Annotated in this window: 10 protein-coding genes and 2 pseudogenes; 4 read left to right on the top strand and 8 right to left on the bottom strand. The window is 53.6% G+C overall.

Annotated features, from left to right (window positions below; genetic code table 11):
- The first annotated feature begins 115 nt into the window (after nucleotides 1-115).
- On the top strand, nucleotides 116-1,561 hold the full coding sequence (locus IGW03_RS34480) for a polysaccharide deacetylase family protein (RefSeq protein WP_194726923.1): 1,446 nt from the start codon (nucleotides 116-118) through the stop codon (nucleotides 1,559-1,561).
- 375 nt (nucleotides 1,562-1,936) lie between these two features.
- Here IGW03_RS34480 and IGW03_RS34475 read toward each other — a convergent pair whose 3' ends face one another.
- Entirely contained in the window at nucleotides 1,937-2,578 is a 642-nt protein-coding gene (locus tag IGW03_RS34475; protein ID WP_228536275.1) for a glutathione S-transferase family protein, read from the bottom strand.
- Between the two features lie 656 nt (nucleotides 2,579-3,234).
- Nucleotides 3,235-5,646: a putative bifunctional diguanylate cyclase/phosphodiesterase gene (locus IGW03_RS34470; RefSeq protein WP_194726922.1), complete on the bottom strand. Its 2,412-nt coding sequence runs from the start codon at nucleotides 5,644-5,646 to the stop codon at nucleotides 3,235-3,237.
- A 525-nt stretch (nucleotides 5,647-6,171) separates the two neighbouring features.
- Between IGW03_RS34470 and IGW03_RS34465 the strand changes: the two genes are divergently transcribed.
- On the top strand, nucleotides 6,172-7,305 hold the full coding sequence (locus tag IGW03_RS34465) for a J domain-containing protein (protein WP_194726921.1): 1,134 nt from the start codon (nucleotides 6,172-6,174) through the stop codon (nucleotides 7,303-7,305).
- A 987-nt stretch (nucleotides 7,306-8,292) separates the two neighbouring features.
- Here the strand turns inward: IGW03_RS34465 and IGW03_RS34460 are convergent.
- Both IGW03_RS34460 and IGW03_RS34455 read right to left on the bottom strand, forming a co-directional pair.
- Entirely contained in the window at nucleotides 8,293-9,804 is a 1,512-nt protein-coding gene (locus tag IGW03_RS34460) for a methyl-accepting chemotaxis protein (RefSeq protein WP_194726920.1), read from the bottom strand.
- Nucleotides 9,805-10,519: 715 nt separating this feature from the next.
- Nucleotides 10,520-10,699 (bottom strand): hypothetical protein, encoded by a 180-nt coding sequence (locus IGW03_RS34455; protein WP_194726919.1) that lies wholly within the window; start codon nucleotides 10,697-10,699, stop codon nucleotides 10,520-10,522.
- 233 nt (nucleotides 10,700-10,932) lie between these two features.
- On the opposite strand from IGW03_RS34455, the gene IGW03_RS34450 reads away from it, so the two are divergent.
- Complete coding sequence (locus tag IGW03_RS34450) at nucleotides 10,933-12,528, top strand: FAD-dependent oxidoreductase (protein WP_194726918.1); 1,596 nt, start codon at nucleotides 10,933-10,935, stop codon at nucleotides 12,526-12,528.
- A 450-nt stretch (nucleotides 12,529-12,978) separates the two neighbouring features.
- Here IGW03_RS34450 and IGW03_RS34445 read toward each other — a convergent pair whose 3' ends face one another.
- Together IGW03_RS34445 and IGW03_RS34440 are read right to left on the bottom strand one after the other, a co-directional pair.
- A complete protein-coding gene (locus IGW03_RS34445) occupies nucleotides 12,979-14,994 on the bottom strand; it encodes a hypothetical protein (RefSeq protein WP_194726917.1) in 2,016 nt (671 codons plus the stop codon).
- A 910-nt stretch (nucleotides 14,995-15,904) separates the two neighbouring features.
- Nucleotides 15,905-16,459 carry an NADPH-dependent FMN reductase gene (locus tag IGW03_RS34440; RefSeq protein WP_194726916.1) on the bottom strand — a complete coding sequence of 185 codons (555 nt, stop codon included), beginning with the start codon at nucleotides 16,457-16,459 and terminating at the stop codon, nucleotides 15,905-15,907.
- A gap of 379 nt (nucleotides 16,460-16,838) precedes the next feature.
- Between IGW03_RS34440 and IGW03_RS38500 the strand changes: the two are divergent.
- Nucleotides 16,839-17,432, top strand: a pseudogene (locus IGW03_RS38500) (transposase); the annotation flags it as partial.
- A 1,004-nt stretch (nucleotides 17,433-18,436) separates the two neighbouring features.
- Here IGW03_RS38500 and IGW03_RS34420 read toward each other — a convergent pair.
- Complete coding sequence (locus IGW03_RS34420) at nucleotides 18,437-18,766, bottom strand: hypothetical protein (protein WP_194726913.1); 330 nt, start codon at nucleotides 18,764-18,766, stop codon at nucleotides 18,437-18,439.
- 250 nt (nucleotides 18,767-19,016) lie between these two features.
- Nucleotides 19,017-19,424, bottom strand: a pseudogene (locus IGW03_RS34415) (TMEM165/GDT1 family protein); the annotation flags it as partial.
- Nucleotides 19,425-19,552: the final 128 nt, after the last annotated feature.

Below are 19,552 nucleotides of genomic sequence, written 5' to 3'. Positions count from 1 at the left end.
AAAACTACCCCAGGCCAATAACGTCGACGACTACGACGCGCTCCTGCCTTGGAACATGCCAACAGATCTCCGCTGATCCTCAAGCGTCACCCCTGTATATAGAGGGGCGTGTTTATTGATCGCTTACGCTAATAAGGTTTGCGAGTATTCATCCACTGCGCCGACACCAACACCAACACCAACACCGACGCCAACACCAACGCCAACACCAACCCCAACACCAACCCCAACACCAACACCAACCCCAACACCAACCCCAACACCAACACCAACACCAACACCAACACCAACACCAACACCAACACCAACACCAACGCCGACACCGACACCGACTCCGACGTCTTGGACCAAATGTGCAGATGAATGGGGCACATGCACGTTTACCGGTACACGTACTGTCCGCTATGGCCTCAATGGCACGTACGCTACTCGAATAGCAACTAGCTCAATCGCATGCAATAACAATGTCTTCGGCGACCCGCTGCCAGGTGCCAATAAGGTTTGCGAGTATTCATCCACAACTCCAACGCCGACACCAACACCGACACCAACACCGACACCGACACCGACACCGACACCGACACCAGCGCCCGGCACTGACTGCAATGCCATCATTGACCAGTGCTTCGATTTAACAGCGACCAAAGTCACACGCTATAAAGGCAATAAAGATGCAGCTGCTTCCTATACATTCGACGATGGATATATAAGCAGCGATAAAATTGCATCGATTTTCGAGAGCCACGGCGTTCGCGCAACCTTCTACATTGTTACGGATACCGTAGCGGATCTGACTGGTTGGGATTTCTGGCGTCAGATAGTCAGTCGGGGCCATGAAGTCGGTAATCATTCGAAAACACATACCGTCGACATGTCGGACACAACGCTCTCTGATGCAGTGTTGAACACCGAGATAAACGCTTCACGGCAAGTGCTCGAGCAACAGTTGGGTGTCCGGCCGATGACGTTTGCATTCCCGTGGCACCAGTACTCAAGCAGAGCATTGGCAATAGCTAGCCAAACTCACTTCTCCGTGCGCAAGCTCGCCATCGACGATCCCAATTACTCATTCGCGTTCTTTGATCTTGATCATGCATCGACGCCGGCACAGGCACTGGCTGATGCAAACAATCAGCTGGCAAGCATGGTCAACAGTGGCGGATGGCTAGTGGCAGGTGGTCATGGAGTGGACGGTGACGGATGGAGCCCTGTGACATCTCAATTTCTGCATGACCATCTGAATTATGCACAACAGTTCTCTTCCAAGCTGTGGATCGATACGTACGCAAATGTCGCCCGCTATCGTACATGCCGCCAACAGGTCACACCAACTGCGACGGCAGCGTCTTCAAGCCAGGCTACGATCCGTCTGACCGGAACGTACAATGCGGCAGTATGCACTTCACCATTGACTGTTGAGCTGCCTAACAAGGCAACCTTTAGTGGTCAACTGAGTGCTCGTAATGCCAGTGGCAATGCGGTTCCAGTAACTGTTGTAAATGGCAAAGTGCTTATTGATATGCGGCCCGGCGAAACAGTCACACTTGTAGTATCAAAGTAAGCGTGAAAGGTAACAATGCCCGCGTCGTCCAAGTCGCGGGCATTGGAAATTCTGATTACTTAAGCTGCATAGCCGCCAAGTCGAAATGCATTCATAGCAGGCGGTATTGCGGTCCATCGACTAACAAGCTCAACGGTTTCTATGCATAATGGCGCATTTTTTCAAAGCAGAGTCTTTTAGCCTATAGGCTCCTTGGTATAAACGAACGTGGGCGAGACTTTAGCTGGCATTGAAGGCCGGCTGCTTGTGCAGCCCTGTTTAATAGAAAGTTCATCCTGTGAATTTTAATTATGCAATATTGTCTGCTGTAAAGTTCTGACCGATCTAGTACGCTTGTCGGGCATCAGCATCGTCGTCGAGAACCAGTGTCAAACCTTACCACCGAACCGGCAAGCGCTCCCCAGGCAAAATATCATACGGCGCTGCCCAGCCCGGAATCCCTCGCATGCGCTTTACCCAAGCCCCGATATGCGGATAGCGCTCGGTAAAGTCATATCCGCTCTCCTCCTGTGGGTAGAACAGGTAACCGCACATCGAAAAGTCGGCAATTGTGGGTTCGCCGCCTACCATGAAAGCGTGATCCTGCAGGTGCTTGTCGACGATCGAGAACGCGGCATCTATACGGCCGCGCAGCCAGCCCATGACAGCCGGATCGGGTGCAGACGTTCCAAAGGCCTTCATGAAGCGATAAGTGGCGAAATAGCTGGTGAATTTGTGATTGTCGAACAGGATCCAGCGCTGCGTCTCCAACTTCTCAGCCTCTGTGCGTCCTTCGAAGGCGCCGTGCTTGCGTGCAAGGTAGCTGAGAATCAGCCCAGACTGGGTTAGGCGACGCGTGCCGTCTTCCAGCACGGGCGCCTCGCCCATCTCATTGGTCGACTCGCGCCAGTCGTCAGTGCGCGTGGCGCCGTTCATGAAGTCGACGAATACGGGCTCCCAAGGCTGTCTGAGTGCGTTCAGGAGGAATGCCACTTTATAGGAATTGCCGGACTGGCAGAAACTATGAAGACGATACAAAATTCATCTCCTTTTCATGTGGCCTTTGGATTAGGCCAAAAGCGTGGATAAAGCTGTGTCACTGAACAATATACAGCAATGCCAAGCAGTCCGAATCCGAGTTCCAGAAGATACAATTTCGATATCCGCATCCCAGCTTAACCACCTCTTTAAAGACGCAAAGCAACTGCGCCACCAGCCTGAAAGTTTCCTTTCGTCACGAGGGTGGAGGCGGCCGATCAGAAGCAGGGAGAAAACGGATGGCTATAATCCAGGGCCCAGTAGGAGACTTCGACCGGGCTCTGCAACCGTTTTCCAGATATCTGAAGCTGCGGCATTGGCAAGGGGGATCCGTAGGGGATGCTGTTTTCAGTTTCTGGATTGCGGGGAACCTGTGGCGCCTTTTCTGAATGGCCAAGAATGAGCCTATCGTTTCATAGAAAGGAAAGGATCATGGAATAACCTCACAGAAGATAAACCTCCACGCAACAGGTGATTCGGCAAACGCTCAACGGGATTTGACTTTGGAGGTATGACACCGGAGCAGACATACTAGGCGATTACGTCGCTGATGGTAAGCGATATGTTCAGGGACGTCGGTCCGACCGGCGCTCGAGGGCGGTGCGTCGGGTTATGACTACCCTCTTCCTTCTGGCGGCCTTGATCAACGCCAGGGGCTACACCACTGGCATGTTTCTCTGCTGGACAGGCGCAGCGTCGGACATTGTTTTTTGCGTTCCAGATGTGGTTGTTGATGATGCAATCCAATTATGATTCAGCAGCCCATTGACAACTGCGACGAATTGCTCCGCCGGCACTGGCCGCGAGAACAGGTATCCTTGGCCGTAGTCGCAACCCATTTGTCGCAGAGTACGCAGCTGGTAATCCTCCTCAACCCCCTCAGCGACAACTTTCAGGCCGAGTGAATGTGCCATTGCAATGATTGCCCTGCACAGCGCCGCACCTTCTGGATCGTCGATAGTGGCCACGAAGGCACGGTCAATCTTCACATAATCGATGTCGAATTTGCGCAAATAAGCCAGCGACGAGTAGCCAGTACCAAAGTCGTCTAATGCCACCTGAATACCGGCACGCTGGAAGTCTTCGAGAATGCGGCAGGCCGCCGGCGTCGGTTCGAGCAGCATACCTTCAGTGATCTCCACCGCGATGGCGTTGCCGGGCAGTCCTAGCGCTTCAAGATAGTTGACCCACCCGCTGCCGCTTTCTTCGTTACGGAACTGCACAGGCGACTTATTGACAGTAATCTGGAATTGCGGGTTGATAACGCTTCGCCATGCCGCCACCTGCCGCGCCGCTTCTCGGAATGCCACATTGCCGGCATCGACAATCAGGCCGTTGTCCTCCATAACACGGATGAACTCGGTCGGGGGCACGATGCCGCGTGTGGGATGCTGCCACCGCATTAACGCCTCGGCCTTTTGCACCGCACCGCTGTGCAGATCAACAATGGGCTGGTAAAACAGGGTGAACTCGTTCATTCGAAACGCCTGGCGCAACTCGCGTTGGAGCGCTAACCTTGAGAGCGCGGCCTGCTGCATCGAAGGTGTGTAACAACACCATGTGCTTTTGCCGCTGCTCTTGGCCGCGTACATAGCCTGGTCCGACTGGCGCATTAGTTCAGCTGCGTTGGTAGCTTCTCCGGGAAACACGCTGATGCCAATGCTGGCAGTGATGTAAGCGCCTTCGCCATCAATATCGAAAGGTTCAGATAGTGAAGCGAGGATCGCTGCCGCAACACGTTCCGTATTGACATCCCCCCCGCTGTCATACAGGACGACGGTAAATTCGTCTCCGCCCAGCCGCGCCAACAGGTCAGCATTCCTGATGCAGCCGCGCATCCGTTGAGCACATTCTATTAGTAGGATGTCACCGGCATGGTGGCCGAGGGTGTCATTGATGTCCTTGAAACCGTCGAGGTCCAGATATATCACGGTCACAACCGCTCCCTCTCGCTTTGCTCGTGCCAGTTGGTCATCAATGTGCTGATAAACCATTCGACGGTTGGGAAGTCCTGTCAGTGGATCCTGCCAAGCCAGTTCCTCAGCTTCTGCGCGCGATAATGCAAGGTTGGCCAGTAGTCGGATCAGGTGCCGCATTCCTACCAGACTGGCACAGGTCAGCACTAGGCCGGCCGTTGTACAAATCAGCGCAAGGAGCCGCCAGTTCGCTAGAACTTCATCTGTGGCGGATGAAACAACAACAACCAGCGGCAGATCGTGCATGGCAGAATATCCGGTTACCCGCGAACTCTTGTCGATTGCGGTGCGCCCGATCACGACCGAGCCATGCGCCTGCGTGGGTAGATAATCTTTCCAGATCGTGCCGCTTGCAATGGAGCGTCCGACGAAGCTATCGCCGTAAGGTGCTCGTGCCATTACGGTGCCGTCACGGTGCACCAGCGCGATCGACCCGCCCGGCTGCGGCCGCCCTTGCTCATAAAGACCGTTGACGACTTGGACAGGCACGCTGACCACTATGACTCCAAAACCACCGGCGTTGTCGGGCAATGGGTAACTGATGGGAAGCACCATGCGTTGCGTGATCCGACCGAGCACAGGCTTGCCGATGTGAAGTCCGCGATCGGCAGGATGCACCTGAGCACGGAAGTACTCGCGGTCGGCACGGTTACCGCGGCTGAATTCCTGGCCGAACACATCGTACACGTCGCCATTGGCATTGATTAGGCGCACCATGAGATCCGAGCCGGTACGCTCACGTAGCCCTTCGATCAAATGCAGGAACTCCAGGTTGTCTCGTGGATCGAGATACGGCGCACTGAGCAACGCGCGCTCGGTTCCTGCCAGGAAGAATTGGACAAGGGAGAAGAAGTGGCGGGTCTGTTCCTCGACCACGGTGGTCATCCGTTCGACCACCAGCTGCTCAGTACTGAGGGTGTTATGGTAGGTCTTTGCCACGAAGCCTGCAATAGACAACCAAAGCAGACATAGAACCACTGCGGTACCGAACAGCACGCCGCGGGCTGCGCGGCGCTCGCCGTTGCGCCTGATAGACGCCGCGCCGGAAAAATCCAGCCTAAGGAGAAAGCGGCGCAATCGTGTTTCTGGCATGAGGTCGTGGATCCAATGGTCGTGCAGCGAAACGGTCCTGCCACAAATAACGGTCGCATCAGCGCCGTTGAAGCCTATATGGGACGAATATGAAGCTCTCTACTGACGACAGCATGCTGATCTCCAGAGGTCAATGGCTTCGCGCTGGACGCCTCCACTGCATCCTATAGGCTCCGCTATCAGCGTTCCTGAGAAAGCATAACCCATTATATTCAAATGCATTTCTAAAATGCAATAATCTGTGCGGTACGGTCGTGTTCCGTTTCGTCTTAACGTCCTTTATGTACTCGACAAGGCTAAGGCGATGCCGCCAAAGCCGCTTGCCGATGGGACAGTATCGGCTTCTGGCTTAGTCACTCCGTACTCATCCAGCAGACGCATTCTTGTCGTCGAGGACAATCCCGATGCGCGCCAAACGCTGGCGGAACTGCTGGAGGTGCTAAGGCATGTGGCGCGAGAAATCCCTACTTGCATTTCTCTTCATTTACGATACATTCGCCGTTTCAGTCGTAGTGGTGTGTCGCCATGGCTTCTTCCTCGGGCAACGTTCGCATTGTTGAACAAAAGGCAACGTCTTCATTATCCAGCGCGCAAAAAACCTTCAATCGGCTGAGCAAGAAGATTGCCAAACAGCGTGAGCAACTCAGTGCCTGGCAAACGACCATCCCGCTCTATCAAGAAAAGTACGTACGAGAGTTCGATCCTCTCCTGCAAAGCTTTGACGGCTACCGTGTCCAGCTCGTGCACCTCTTCGATCGGCTCTATGCCGACAAGATCTTCAGCAAGACCGACAGAACCAAGCTGCAACACCTCATCTGCGCAATGGCCGCCGATCTGCTTGATTCTGGTGAGCATGAGGAATTGAAGGAGATCTATAACCGGCACAGTGGCTCCGATTACGACGCGGAAGAAGAACAGGACAATCAAGAGATCAAGTCCATGATGGAAAGGATGTTGGGTGTCGAACTAGGAGACGGTATTGACATGCGCACCCCTGATGATTTCATCGACCAGATCAGCAGGCAGCTGCACGAAAAATTGCATCAAGATGCGCAGGATTTTGAAAACCCACCCGCTTCGCGTAGCAGCCGGAAAAAATCAGCCAAAGCAATGGCGAAGGAAGCGCGGTTGCAAGCTGAAGCGCAACAGGTAAGCCAGTCCATACGGGAAGTTTTTCGAAAATTGGCCAGCACGCTGCATCCGGACAAAGAGCCGGACCCGGAGGAGCGGGCCCGTAAAACCGAGCTGATGCAAAGGGTCAATAGCGCCTACAGCGCCAACAATTTGCTTGCGCTATTAGAGCTGCAACTGGAAATCGAGCAGATTGACCAGGCTGCGATTAACTCCATCTCGGAAGACCGTTTGAAACACTACAACAAGGTCTTGAAGGAGCAGTCAGCCGAACTGCAGCAGGAACTCGACACAGTCGAGATGTCTTTCCGCGCGCATTTTGATTTTCCGCCCTATGGAGCTTTGTCGCCGACCATGGCGTTCACCATGCTTGAACGAGACATCGCCCAGATTCGAGAGGATACCGCTGGCTTGAAGGAGGACGTGGAATCGCTTCAGAACCCAACAAATCTCAAAAAATGGCTGAAGGCTTATAGGATCGTCCGAAGACCAGCGTTCGACCTTAATCCATTTTCCGGAAAGTTTTGAGTACCAAGTTTTGTACCAGCTATCATCCGCAACCTTGCCAAGGCCCGTGCTGAAAAAGAGCTGGTTATGTTCAATCGAACATTGTGAAATACCGGGATACATTCTTTCACGTATCCTCGCTGTGAATTAGTCTTGTCTGTCCGCAACGGTCCAAGCTACATCGTTGCTATTCGGTTCTTGATGATCTGAAGCATGGGCTTGGGTGCCTGCAATTTCATTTTTTGCGCTACCTCAACTACATGTGACCGCACGGCATTACATCGTTACTAACAATTAGTCATGGAGACAGACATGCAAGCGCTCAGAGAGGCTGTCGAATACACATTTTGCTGCGTCTTCGGTTTTATCTGCCTATCCGTCATCTACGGCTGTGCCACCCTTCTATCCGCACTAGAGCTCGCTCGAACCATCCAGCAAGTCTATCCGCGGCCTCGTGCACGTCACCCCCACAGCTCGCCAGCAGAACGCCAGCCAATGCTGTATGGCTCACTAATCGACAAATAAGAAAGCCCGTAGACTGTTTCCAACCGCAGGGCTTTAGTTGTGCCATTCTTCGCTACTATTATGACGTCTCGATATTGGTGCTCATCACATCGACCTGCGCTATCTTCTGGGCCGAGTCGGCAAAGCCCAGCGGCACACCGCACGGCTGATGGCGCGGCTGTTGTATTGCCATGCCTATGCAGCAGACACCACTACGTCGCTGCTTGCCGATCCAGTTCTGCCTGATACAGATGCTGGACAAACTGGGCCCTAATCATCGCGTCAAATGACGCGTTAGCTTCCTCGCTGTAGATGTAGTTGTATGCGATGTCCCGAACTCCCATGCCATTCTCGCTGGCAGCAATTCACTGCTTCAGGCTGGCAGTATCAGCCTATAGCGGTCATACAGCGTGTCGTACACCCCCCACGACCGCCGCCACATCGGTACGGTTTAAGTCCATCGTATAGGGAGACATAATTTGCGTGCACGTATGGAAAGCACACTTACCCCTTCAAGGCGAATGTACTAACCAACTCCGACAGCCTTATCGTCTGTGCCTTTAGCGCCTGGGAGGCTGCTGCGGCTTCTTCCACTAATACCGTGTTTTGTTGTGTGGTCTGGTCCATATGCGAAATGGCCGCATTGATTTGCTCAATACCTGCAGCCTGCTCATAGTTGGCTTCAACAATTTCTGCCATCATCGCCATCACCCTGTTAATACTCTCAACGACGCTGCTCATTGTGGCCCCCGCCTGATTGACCAGGGTGCCGCCAGTCTCTACCCTTTCAACGGAGTCACCGATCAATGCCTTGATTTCCCTGGCTGCAGCCGCGGAACGTTGGGCAAGGCCTCGCACTTCGGTGGCAACTACGGCAAAGCCGCGCCCCTGCTCGCCTGCACGCGCCGCCTCAACTGCGGCATTCAGTGCCAGAATGTTGGTCTGGAAGGCAATACCGTCGATGACACCGATGATATCTGCGATCTTTCTTGAAGAGTCACTAATGGCACCCATGGTCGCGACTACCTCGGACACTATCTTCCCGCCTTCACCGGCTATCTGCGCTGCGGAAATTGCAAGTGCATTGGCTTGCTTTGCATGTTCGGCACTCTGACGCACAGTCGCCGTCAACTCTTCCATGGAGGACGCAGTTTCTTCGAGTGACCCTGCCTGCTGCTCAGTACGGGACGACAGATCAAGGTTGCCGGAAGCGATTTCAGTGGAAGCAGTGGCAATATGCTGTGAACCACTTCGTACTTCAGCGACGGTGCGGTGCAAGCTATCGTTCATCTTCCTCAGAGCTTGCATCAGCTTTCCCGTCTCATCGTCTCCCCCTGGTGCGATGCTGCCAGTGAGATCGCCGGTAGCAATACGCTGAGCCACTTCAACCGCCTTATCTAATGGCACCGTGACTGCACGGGCAGCACGAACAGCGACGAACACTGTGGCGGCAGTGATCAAACCAAATAGCAACCCAAGACGCCAGGTTAATGCATCGGCGGCCTCGCGAGTTTGCTTTTCATTGGCCTCGATCAGGTCACTGACCTCAGCCATCTGCTTTTCCAGCGCACGAAATGAACCCATAAAGCGCGACATGACGTCGCCCATGGCCGACGGATTATCAAAGGCAGTCGTGGCTGCCTGCCGTGCCTCCTTCAGGTACGCTTCCAGTAACGGTGTTACAGCGGCCAATGCCTGTCGCACTTGCGGCTCCAGAGGCAATGCCGCATTTTCGGCAAGAGCCTTATTGAACGACTCGGCATGTTCATTGAGTTCGTGCAGAATATCGGCTTTCTGGCTCGTATCTTGGGATTGCATAACCAGTGCGGCTGCCAGTACATCAGCGCGTAGCGCATCGTGCATCATGTCAGCGTGCATATGGTTCCGCAGAGCTTCGGCAGCGATAGAACTTGTCTTTAGCGTCTGGCGAAACTCAACGATGGCCCAGCCACCTGCCAGCAGCATCAAGCCGCAAGTGGCTATGGAAAAAGCCAGTAAGCGCGTTCTTATCTTCATAAAGACTCCTCGCCCGCTACCGCAGTGATACCAACCAAAGCCTGTTGCAGAAACGCTATCGCCGCACCTGAACACCTCTGGCGTGTGCGTGAAGCTCATTATCCTTCCCGATCCGAGCCTTACTATAAGCGGATCTTTTCCATTTGGAAAGATATTTGCGACTTCCAGTTACGGCTTTTTTCTGCTTACGAACTCGGAATTATCCCCTCGGTGAAGTTAAGCGACGCAGGCAAAAGCGCCTAACCTTGGTACGGTTATATACCTTCGGCCGTTTGTGCAGTGTCAATCTTATTATTTAGGCTGACTATTACATTGAGTGCTGCTGGTGTCGTCAGGAAATAAAACGAAAACAAGAAGACCTGTCCGATACTTGTTTGCCTGGACAATAACAAGCTCGGCTCATCGGAATCCATCTAGTGGAGGCACACATGATCTTAATTGCTACCGTAGAACCGGATTCGTTGGCGAAGTGGGGCCGTGCGTTAAAGGGGAATGGTACTGTCGTCAGTCCATCGGGGCCAGACGAGATTTGCGATACGCTCCCGGCCGGTCTCGAAGCCTATTTGGAACACACCTCCCGTAAACTCGCATGGATACTGGGTTGCGCTAACGTCGTGAACCGCAGCAAAAACAAAAGCTCCCTACCTGACAATAGGCAGCCGGTCACCAACTGGAGCTTCTTATTTCAAACGTCAGCAGATAATCGGCCTGCACGTCAAGTCAGGATGGCATCATCATTGGGAATGCGACAGCGCAATGCTTCACGGGCGACGCCCAGTTTTGGACATCGGCCATTATCAAGGTCATCTACTACATTGACAGTACGCTTGCCGGCTTTGCCAACATCCAGTCGACGAAATACACATACGCGGAACGTGGCGATTTCCATCTTCATCTAATGTCATGAGCCCCTCGACAAGTTGTCCATCGCAAAGCTTATCGCCTTGAGCATGGACTCGGGAACGTGATGTCCCGGGCGTTGGAAATGCTGCTATTGGGTAGCGAAGGCCATCAGCCAGAATCACACACGGTAACTCTCAAATGTGAACAAGTTTGCAATATTTGCATCAAACTTTAGGTATCTGAAACATTGGGTCGTGACGTTCTTTTAGGATTACGGAGACAAATATGTTAAGAGCAACAAATAGTGCATCTGCCTCTGTTTGGATGGCGACCTCCACCGTGCCCGAATTTCCAATGCTGGCAGGGGATCTTAATGCCGATGTCTGCGTGATTGGCGCCGGTATCGCTGGATTGACCACGGCCTACCTGCTATCCCTCGAAGGCCGACAGGTTGTCCTGATCGATGCGCTCGGGGTAGGCGCTGGTGAAACCGGACGCACGACAGCCCATTTCTTCCCACCCGACGAGTGGTATGTCGATCTGGAAAGTGGCTTTGGAACTGAACACGCCCGACTTGTTGGGGAAAGTTTTTCCAAGGCGGTTGACTTAGTCGAGACGATCGTCCAACGCGAACATATCGATTGCGAGTTTGAGCGCCTCGACGGTTACTTGTATGCGCTTCCCGACAACGAACACAAAGAACTGGGAAAGGAATGTGAAGCGGCACGCCGCGCGGGCGTCGAAGTCGAGTTGCTTCCAAGAGTTCCGGGACTGAGTTTTGATACCGGAACGTGCGTAAGATATAGCAATCAAGCGCAATTCCATCCGTTGAAGTACCTGACAGGCCTGGCGGGAGCCTTCATTCGCAACGGCGGAAAAATCTATTGCGGCACGCGCGCACTCGACGTCAGCGGCGACAACAAACTGCAAACGGTGAGCACCACAGGCGGAAACATCCAGGCCAAGGCTGTAGTCGTCGCCACCAATACCCCATTCAATGATCGTGTCGTCATGCATACCAAGCAGGCCGGATATCAGACCTATGTAATTGGAGTGCGGGTACCAAAGAATTCCGTGCCGCGCATACTGCTATGGGACACCGGAGATCCGTATTATTACATTCGACTCGAAACGCCCGATATCACTGCCGATTACGATTTACTAATTGTCGGCGGTGCTGACCACAAAGTGGGACAGGATACCCATCCACAGCATCGGTACGATGAAATAGAACACTGGGTAAGAGCGCACTTTCCGATGGCGCAGGAAGTCGAATACCGCTGGTCCGGCGAAGTGATGGAGCCCGCAGACGGGCCGGCCTATCTGGGGCGCAATCCGATGGATGACAAGAATGTCTACGTTATCACTGGAGACTCCGGCAACGGCATGACCCATTGCACGATCGGCGCCATGCTGGTGAACGATTTGATCATGGGACGGGACAATCCATGGGAATCGCTCTACGCGCCGTCCCGCAAGGTCAGGCATGGGTTGTCGGACTTTGTCGCCGAGCAGGCGAATACCCTCTCGAAGTACGGAGAATGGGCCAAGGGTGGCGAGGTCGATAACGTCAACGAGATCGGCGCCGGCGAAGGCGCCATTGTCAGGGACGGTGTTCGCATGCTAGCCGTCTACTGCGACGAGCAAGGTGGATTGCATGCGCTGTCGGCGAAATGTACGCATCTCGGCTGTGTGGTGCACTGGAACTCCGCGGAGCGTTCATGGGACTGTCCGTGCCATGGGTCGCGCTTCGATACTACTGGGGAAGTGTTGCACGGACCGGCAGTCGCGGCGCTGGAAGCCACAACCTTGACTCCTGATGGGTCAATGCCACCGATAACTGGTCATCCTGACTATCAGAATCAGAAGCCGGGTCACTAAAGTCATTGATGACACGCCGGCCAAAGATTCCAAATCTGGTTGCAGGTGGCCGCAACATGACGATTTGAGGTACGTGCCAGCAAGTTATGGCCGCATGACATCAATGGAAGTCGCATGATGTTAAAACATTTCCGTGAAACAATTGGATTGGCTGATTTAAGGCTTTAGCCTTGCCACTCTTATGTTATTGCGAGGGTCTCATCGAAGCTGCGGACAGCGTATCAACGTGGCCCAACAAACCACCTGTATACATGCATGCAGACCGCTTTTTTGGCATTCGAAGCCTTGCAAAAGGTGTCGGGTCCATACATGCAGTAAAAACGAACGCACCCCCTGGGGGAAGAATATAAAATCTCATGCGCAGCAAGGCGCTCTCCAGCATCCGAGTCTGCCAGCAGCAGAACTTATCCACTGCTGGCAGACACGAGCTACATCACACGCTGACCCACATTATTGCCACGTCAAGTTTGTCATATCTAGCTTCCAGACCCGCCCGGTGCCTGTAAAACTTCCCGCCGATGTGTCATCCCCGACAAATAGGCTACGCGCTGTAGAACCAGTAGTAGAATCGGTTTGCTTGTTGAGACCGACCGCGCTGATATTCGCAAAGCCTGCACCAATTTCTGTCAGGGTAGGAGGTGTCGCCGCCCCTGAGAATGTAAACCGGTATGCCTTGCTGATGTCAGCGATGTAGAGATAAGTGCCATCGGACGTAACATAGACCGGTGCGCCGACTTGTGCAGCAAACGCCCTCGCTGTGCAGGGAGTCGTCTTGCTGCAGCCAGCTGCCCTTGGAATGCTGGTAATTCCGGTAGCTTCCGCAAAATACAGATCTGCGCCCCGGAACGTCAACGACGGTGGACCTGAGCGGCCGGTAACTGTACCGATCTGTTCAACATCAACAGGATTTCCCTCTGGGTTCGCAATTCGCATCACGCTGTTATTTTTCCCCGAGACCACGTACAGCTTGTTGTCCGGTCCGTAAGCCACTGCCGACGTCCGTGCACCCGAAAGTTTACCGGGGGCCAGCAACGTGGAATTCACAATGCCAGTCCCTGCCTCGTGCGTAAGTCTCCAGACGCCTAACCCCTTCGAAGCCGTATCTGGCACGTAGATATACGTAACGTTTGCTGCTGAAGCGGAAGGAACGGCGACTGCCTGCCCCGGCGCAGATGCGGCATTGGTGACACAGGAGTCAATTCCATTAGGACCAAGTCGACAGAAGCCCTGCAAGTGATCGGAAATCCACGTCTCCGAGCCGATCTGCACCAGCGCCGCCGGTAATGTTGCGCCCGTTCCTGGGCCGCTAATAGTCACGGGTGCAGTCGCTGTCGGCGGTGCGCCGACGGTAGGACCTGTGCCACCGGTTCCACCAGGGACAATCCCACCTGCCGCGATACAATCCGACGTTGAATTTGGACTCACCCCATACACAACACCTTTGAAGAAAGAAGTGCCCGCAGTAGGATCATCAGCGACATAGACGCTCGCAGCGGCCAAGTCCGTAGCTGGCTTAAGGGCAAGCGCCGCAACATTACCATAGCCGCTTCCCAGTCCCTTTAGGCACCCAGGAATGCCGGAAGAAGGTGGTGAGTAGCGGTACGCGTTCCCTAAGTCGGCAATATACAAAGTCGTGGCATCGGAGGTGACATATACCGGCGCGCCTACGCCGGTGTTGACGGCTTTCGCCGTACATGCTCCAGTGCAGGCAGTAGCGTTACCGCCTGGCTCGGCCCCAATGGCTGTGACTCCTGTGTTTTCAGCAAGGTAAAGCGTATTGTTTATAAATGTCAGTGCTGGCGGTCCTACTTTAACGACACTGCTGCCGATCTTCTCTGTCTTTTGATTGACCGTGTTATCGGAACCTGGCTCCGGGTTGCGGATTCGCATGATGTTATTGTTTCGACCAAGCGAAACATACAAATGGCCGTCCGGTCCCATCGCGATTGCCATGGGCCGATTACCATCAATGCCGGCATTAGGCAGCATGGTCGAATCCAGGATGACACCGTCCTTAATTGTATGCCGCCAGACACCTCTGCCTTTTGATGAGTTGTCGGGTACATAGGCATAGGTGACGGTCTGGGCCGAATTGTTCGGGTCGGTGGCTTCTTTTGCGACTGCCTGACCTGGCGATACTTGCGCCGTCGTGCAGGACCCTTGGTCGACATAACCCGGTTGCCCGTTGGCGCCGGAAATCAGTTTGCAAAAGCCGAATGTATGGTCGGACACCCAGTAGTCGGTACCGACCTTTACTAGCCCCGAAGGCAAGGTCATACCTTGGTAAAGGAGATTCTCAGTGCCTGCCGAATGCGACGTCAAAGGCGAACATGAAAGAGCCGCCGCCGCTATCAAACCTATCTTGCGCAAGAATTGCGGATTACTGCACTGTGACTTGTCAGGTAGCACCGTAATCCCATCGTTGCCATGATTTTCAGTCACAGCGTTTTTAATTAACGAACTCATGTCTACTCCTATGCTTCACAAGATGTGACCGGCGTCAGCGAATTTGCTTCGTGCTGGTAATTGATAATCACTGTGCTCACCGTATCGTTTCGAGCTACGTTATAAAGGCAGCGGCGATGCCCCTGTGTACTTCCGACTTTGCAGTGCGAAACAGCAGGATTGGCTTGCCGTAGCATCTAACAGCAATTTGGAAGAAGTTATCCCACCAAATTTCCGCAAAGATAAGAGTAGAGAAAAGGCCAATCAGGGCCAATGGTGCAAATGCTGTACCTAATATGAAATTCTTCAATGCAACTCTATGAAAGAAAGCATTTCTGATGTTCCAATGAATTGCCGACACCAGTTACTTGTCCAGACGGCACATTCTGCGACGGCGACTCCTAGTCGGCACGTGTCCCGCCAATGATTGCGTGCAAGACAAGTTAATGAATAATGAATTCGGACTCACGCAGCCAAGGGCCTGATCACATAGATGGCCGAAATAAGGCCGTAGCGGTAAGGAGGCGGTTTGCGAGCGGGAGGCATCAGGGCCGGCGCTGACCGGTGGCACAGTAGGCCGGAAAAATTTTGAAGTCAATTCTCACTTCACCGTCAAAACGGCAGGTCGTCCAAAGCAGAGGGAGTTCATAGATCGATCGGCTGCTATGTCGGCTCACTTCTGGACTTTGGTCGCGCACGGCTTGCAAAGAAGACACTACACCCAGACTGCATCGCAACATCGCCTTAAGCCAGATAAGGGCGGGTCGAGTGCTTGAGCCTGCCGCTTATATTGCGCTGACCAGCAAAGCCTTATCGGCCGCCGCCGCTTCCCCTTCCATGTTGACGATGCGGGCTGCATTATTTTCGGGCGCCGGAAAAGGCGTCACAGAATGTATCCGTCCGCGGGCCTTCTGACTACAGGGGCGTTCCGTCACTGCTTCTGAATGAAGGCAACAAACCCACTTAGGAAATGCTGCAACTGGGCCCGGATCTTATCATCGGTCAGTTCGCCCGATTCGTTGAAGACGGCTGAAGCCCGCGAAACCATAAGACGCCCACCGAACCACGGACGCGTTCCCAGCGTATGCAATACCGGAAGCCACGCATTCTGCGAAAGGATGGTGCCGAACCCGCCAGGCGATGCGCCCATGACTGCAAAGGGCCGGTCATGGAATACCCGAGGGATGTCCCCGGGCGGACGAGACAGCCAGTCAATCGCATTCTTGAACACGCCGGGCATGCTGTTGTTGTATTCGGGAGTAACCAATAGCACACCATCAGCGGCAGCGATGCGTTCCTTCAACGACGCGACAGATTGCGGGATGCCGTCACTGGCTTCGAGGTCTCCGTCGTATAAAGGAATGCCTTTGATCGACTCGATTTCGAGCGACGCACCATCCGGCATGAGCCCTACCGCTGAGCGCAGCAAGGAAGCATTCAGAGAGGCGGCCCGAAGGCTGCCGGCAATGCCAACCAGTTTAGTCATGACGCCTCCGTCCCATTGACCGTGACATGAACCACCATTTTATCCAAACACCGCATCGACCGCCCTGACGACCACTGCTCCCTTTTGCCGCGCAGGAGTGACGTGATCTTACCTAGCCGGAGATGCCCTTGCCTGTTTTCAATCCTCTGGGCCTATAAGGGCCGCTCCGGCAATGCCTTCCAGCGCCGCCTGGTTCCAGCAGCGATACCGTAAGCCGACGATGGCGCCCCGAAGTGCAAGACGTCCGTAATGCTGAACAGAGCGCGGCATCCCATCAGTGAAATCGCGGCCGAAATCAGCACCATCTGCGGTGCCGAGCCTTACCTCCCGGCACATGGGGCGCCGGGCTGATCGAGCATTTCGGCCAACGGCCTGACATATTCTGGCGCCGAGCGGCATTATCGTTGCTCAACCGCAGAAAGCCTTGAAAAGGGCCATGCCAGGCATTCTGACGCAAAGCACTGGCGAACTAACTCCGTTCTGCCAAGCGCTGCTGACCGAACTGCTTGAGCAGCTCTCTTCACGTGAAGACTGCATATTGAGCAAGCCGGAATCGCAATCAACTCCTTATGAAGGCCTCCACCCTGTGCAAGAAGATTGCTGCCATTGACGATATGGTCCAATTACTGCAACAGCCGTTGTCGCCACCGTCGGTGACGCCAGACAGTTCAAGAACGTTCGGCATCTGACCGCCTAGCTCGGTCTCGTGCCGAAACAGTCTCCCTCCGGCGGCAAGTCGCATCTCCAAGGCATCAGCGATAGGGGAGATACCTATTTACGCACACGGCTGATCCACGGTGTCAGAGCGGTATTGCGCTATGTCGGCAACAAGGTGGATGTCCGCGGTCACTGGCTACGCGAATTGATTGCGGGGCGCGGTTATAACCGCGCCGCGGTGGCGCTGGCCAATAAGAATGTACGTGTCATTCAAGTACTGCTCAGTAGTAATACGCCTTACCGCGCGCCAGCTTGAAACCGCGTTTATGCTACTCAAGTCTTAGCACTTAAAGCAAAGGAGCACCCCACTGGTTTGAGAGGCCTCTCGTGATGACAAAATCGTTTAGACCAGCATCGCAGAACCTGATTTTGCTGCCGGCTGAGCTGTTTTCAAGCCGCTAAGCTGCTCAGAATGCGATGCGCGGATCTCATCAAGGTATCGGGCATGGTATTGACCTGGCCCGAAAAGCAAGCCGTATACATGCGTGCAGACCGCTTCTTTGTCATTCTAAGCCTTGCAAAAGGTGTCGGGTCCATACACGCAGTAAAAACGAAAGCACACCTATAAACGTGCCTACAGTGGCAAGCTCAAGGACTTTTGCTTTGAAACGTCAAGTCAGAGCTCAGACTTTACCAAGGTTTTTCTTGATAGCACTTCTAATAGTTCCTAAAAAAGACGTACGACCTACCGTTTTGCACCGACTGTTGGGAATATTCGCACCTTTGTACGTCATATGGACTATCTACAGGCTCAAATACAATACATAAACTTCGAACTGAACTCAATGAGTTGGGCAGCATAAGTGCAGGAGAAAAGTCAGCATTTTCCAGCTCTATCTACTATCAACCGGATTGTAGGCCACGGGTGCCAGTAAGATACCAATGACCATATGAGTCGCATCGGGCAATACCCCTTCGGAACGGATGCCGACGTTCCAGGGCCTGATGAATACAAGGAGACAGTATGTTTAGTGAGAAATCTTTGATTGCGAAACCACTTCTGCTAGCCCTGGTTTTGGCCGTAAGCGCCGATTGCGTTTCTGAGCGTTTAATAGAGGCTGCCTTGGAAACGGCGTATTCACAAAACAAGGAGCCAGTGGTAATGAGCAGTTCCACCTCGTAATTCAGGCGTCAATTAAGGTCGCGGAACAGGAGATTGACGCAAGCGAAGACAACCATACCAAGTGCTCGCTTTCCATATGCCGATTTCCGAGTAGTGACCAGAAGGAGTGACTGCGCAATTGGAGAAACCTCACTACATCAGCGAGCACTGGAAATGAAAACCTTGTTCCAAACAACAAGTGTTCCAGTCTGATATGAAATAAACACCGCCGTATCGCCTGCCATCGTGTTGATCTGGCCCGAGGCAAAGGATTCGTCTGGAGCCAATGTGATCAAGCCTTCTGAAGTTACCTTGAGCTTCCATGGGGACAGCGACTCATATGTCACGTTGGCGCTTCGCGTGATGTCGGTTCCCTTACCATGGATATCAACGATTTCGACCTGAAGCTGAACATTGTCTCCTGGTCGAAGCGGGATAACGTTCTTGCGAAAAACAGCCATCGCTGCAGCATCGGTTTTGAAAGTCATCCGATGCAAGTCTGCCTCACCAAGCACAATGTTGCCATTGACACGCACCCTTAGGGAGGCAACATCCTTCTGCGGTTCTACCGCAAAGGTTGGAGGGCTGACCATGAACGTTAGGGCAGGCAGAACGCCAGAAGATATGCGTAAGACGTTTTAGAAAGGCGGCGATATATTGCATTTCTTTATCGGCAACGGAAAAACAGTGTGAATATTCTCGCCGGTTTTGCTGAACTGGCGAGGATATTTGAAGGAGTTAGAATCCCAAGCTTTTGCCAGCGCCGAGCAAGGTAGCAATTCCAAGCACAGCGAAGATGGCCGCTGCAATGGTGTGTACGAGGCGCACAGGAATACGATTGGCAATCCGGTCACCCAGCAGAGCAGCCGGCACGTTGGCAATCATCATTCCCAAAGTTGTGCCCGCAACGACAGCAAACAATGCGTTGTACTGCGCAGCTAGGGCCACCGTGGCAACCTGGGTTTTGTCCCCCATCTCAGCCAAGAAGAAGGCTACCAGAGTCGTCATGAAGACACCGGCTTTAGTCGCCAGATTGGCGTCGTCCTCTTCAAATTTGTCGGGAATCATTGTCCAGACAGCCATCGCGATGAAGGACACCCCGAGAATCCAGCGCATAACTTCAGGTGATGCCAGTGAGGTTATCCAGGTGACCTGATATGGAAATTTGTAGCCACTGCTCTCGTTAGTCTTCTAGTTCAAGCACTCTGATTTTGCCATCGTTGCTGGCCTACCGAGGCCGGCGTCCGATTGCCGAGCGCAGAATGCGGCCGCTC

It is taken from the genome of Noviherbaspirillum malthae (genome assembly GCF_015352985.1).
In the GTDB taxonomy this organism is placed as follows: domain Bacteria; phylum Pseudomonadota; class Gammaproteobacteria; order Burkholderiales; family Burkholderiaceae_D; genus Noviherbaspirillum; species Noviherbaspirillum malthae.
The sequence above is the reverse complement of the archived record's forward strand: the minus strand, read 5'-3'. Positions and strand labels throughout refer to the sequence as shown.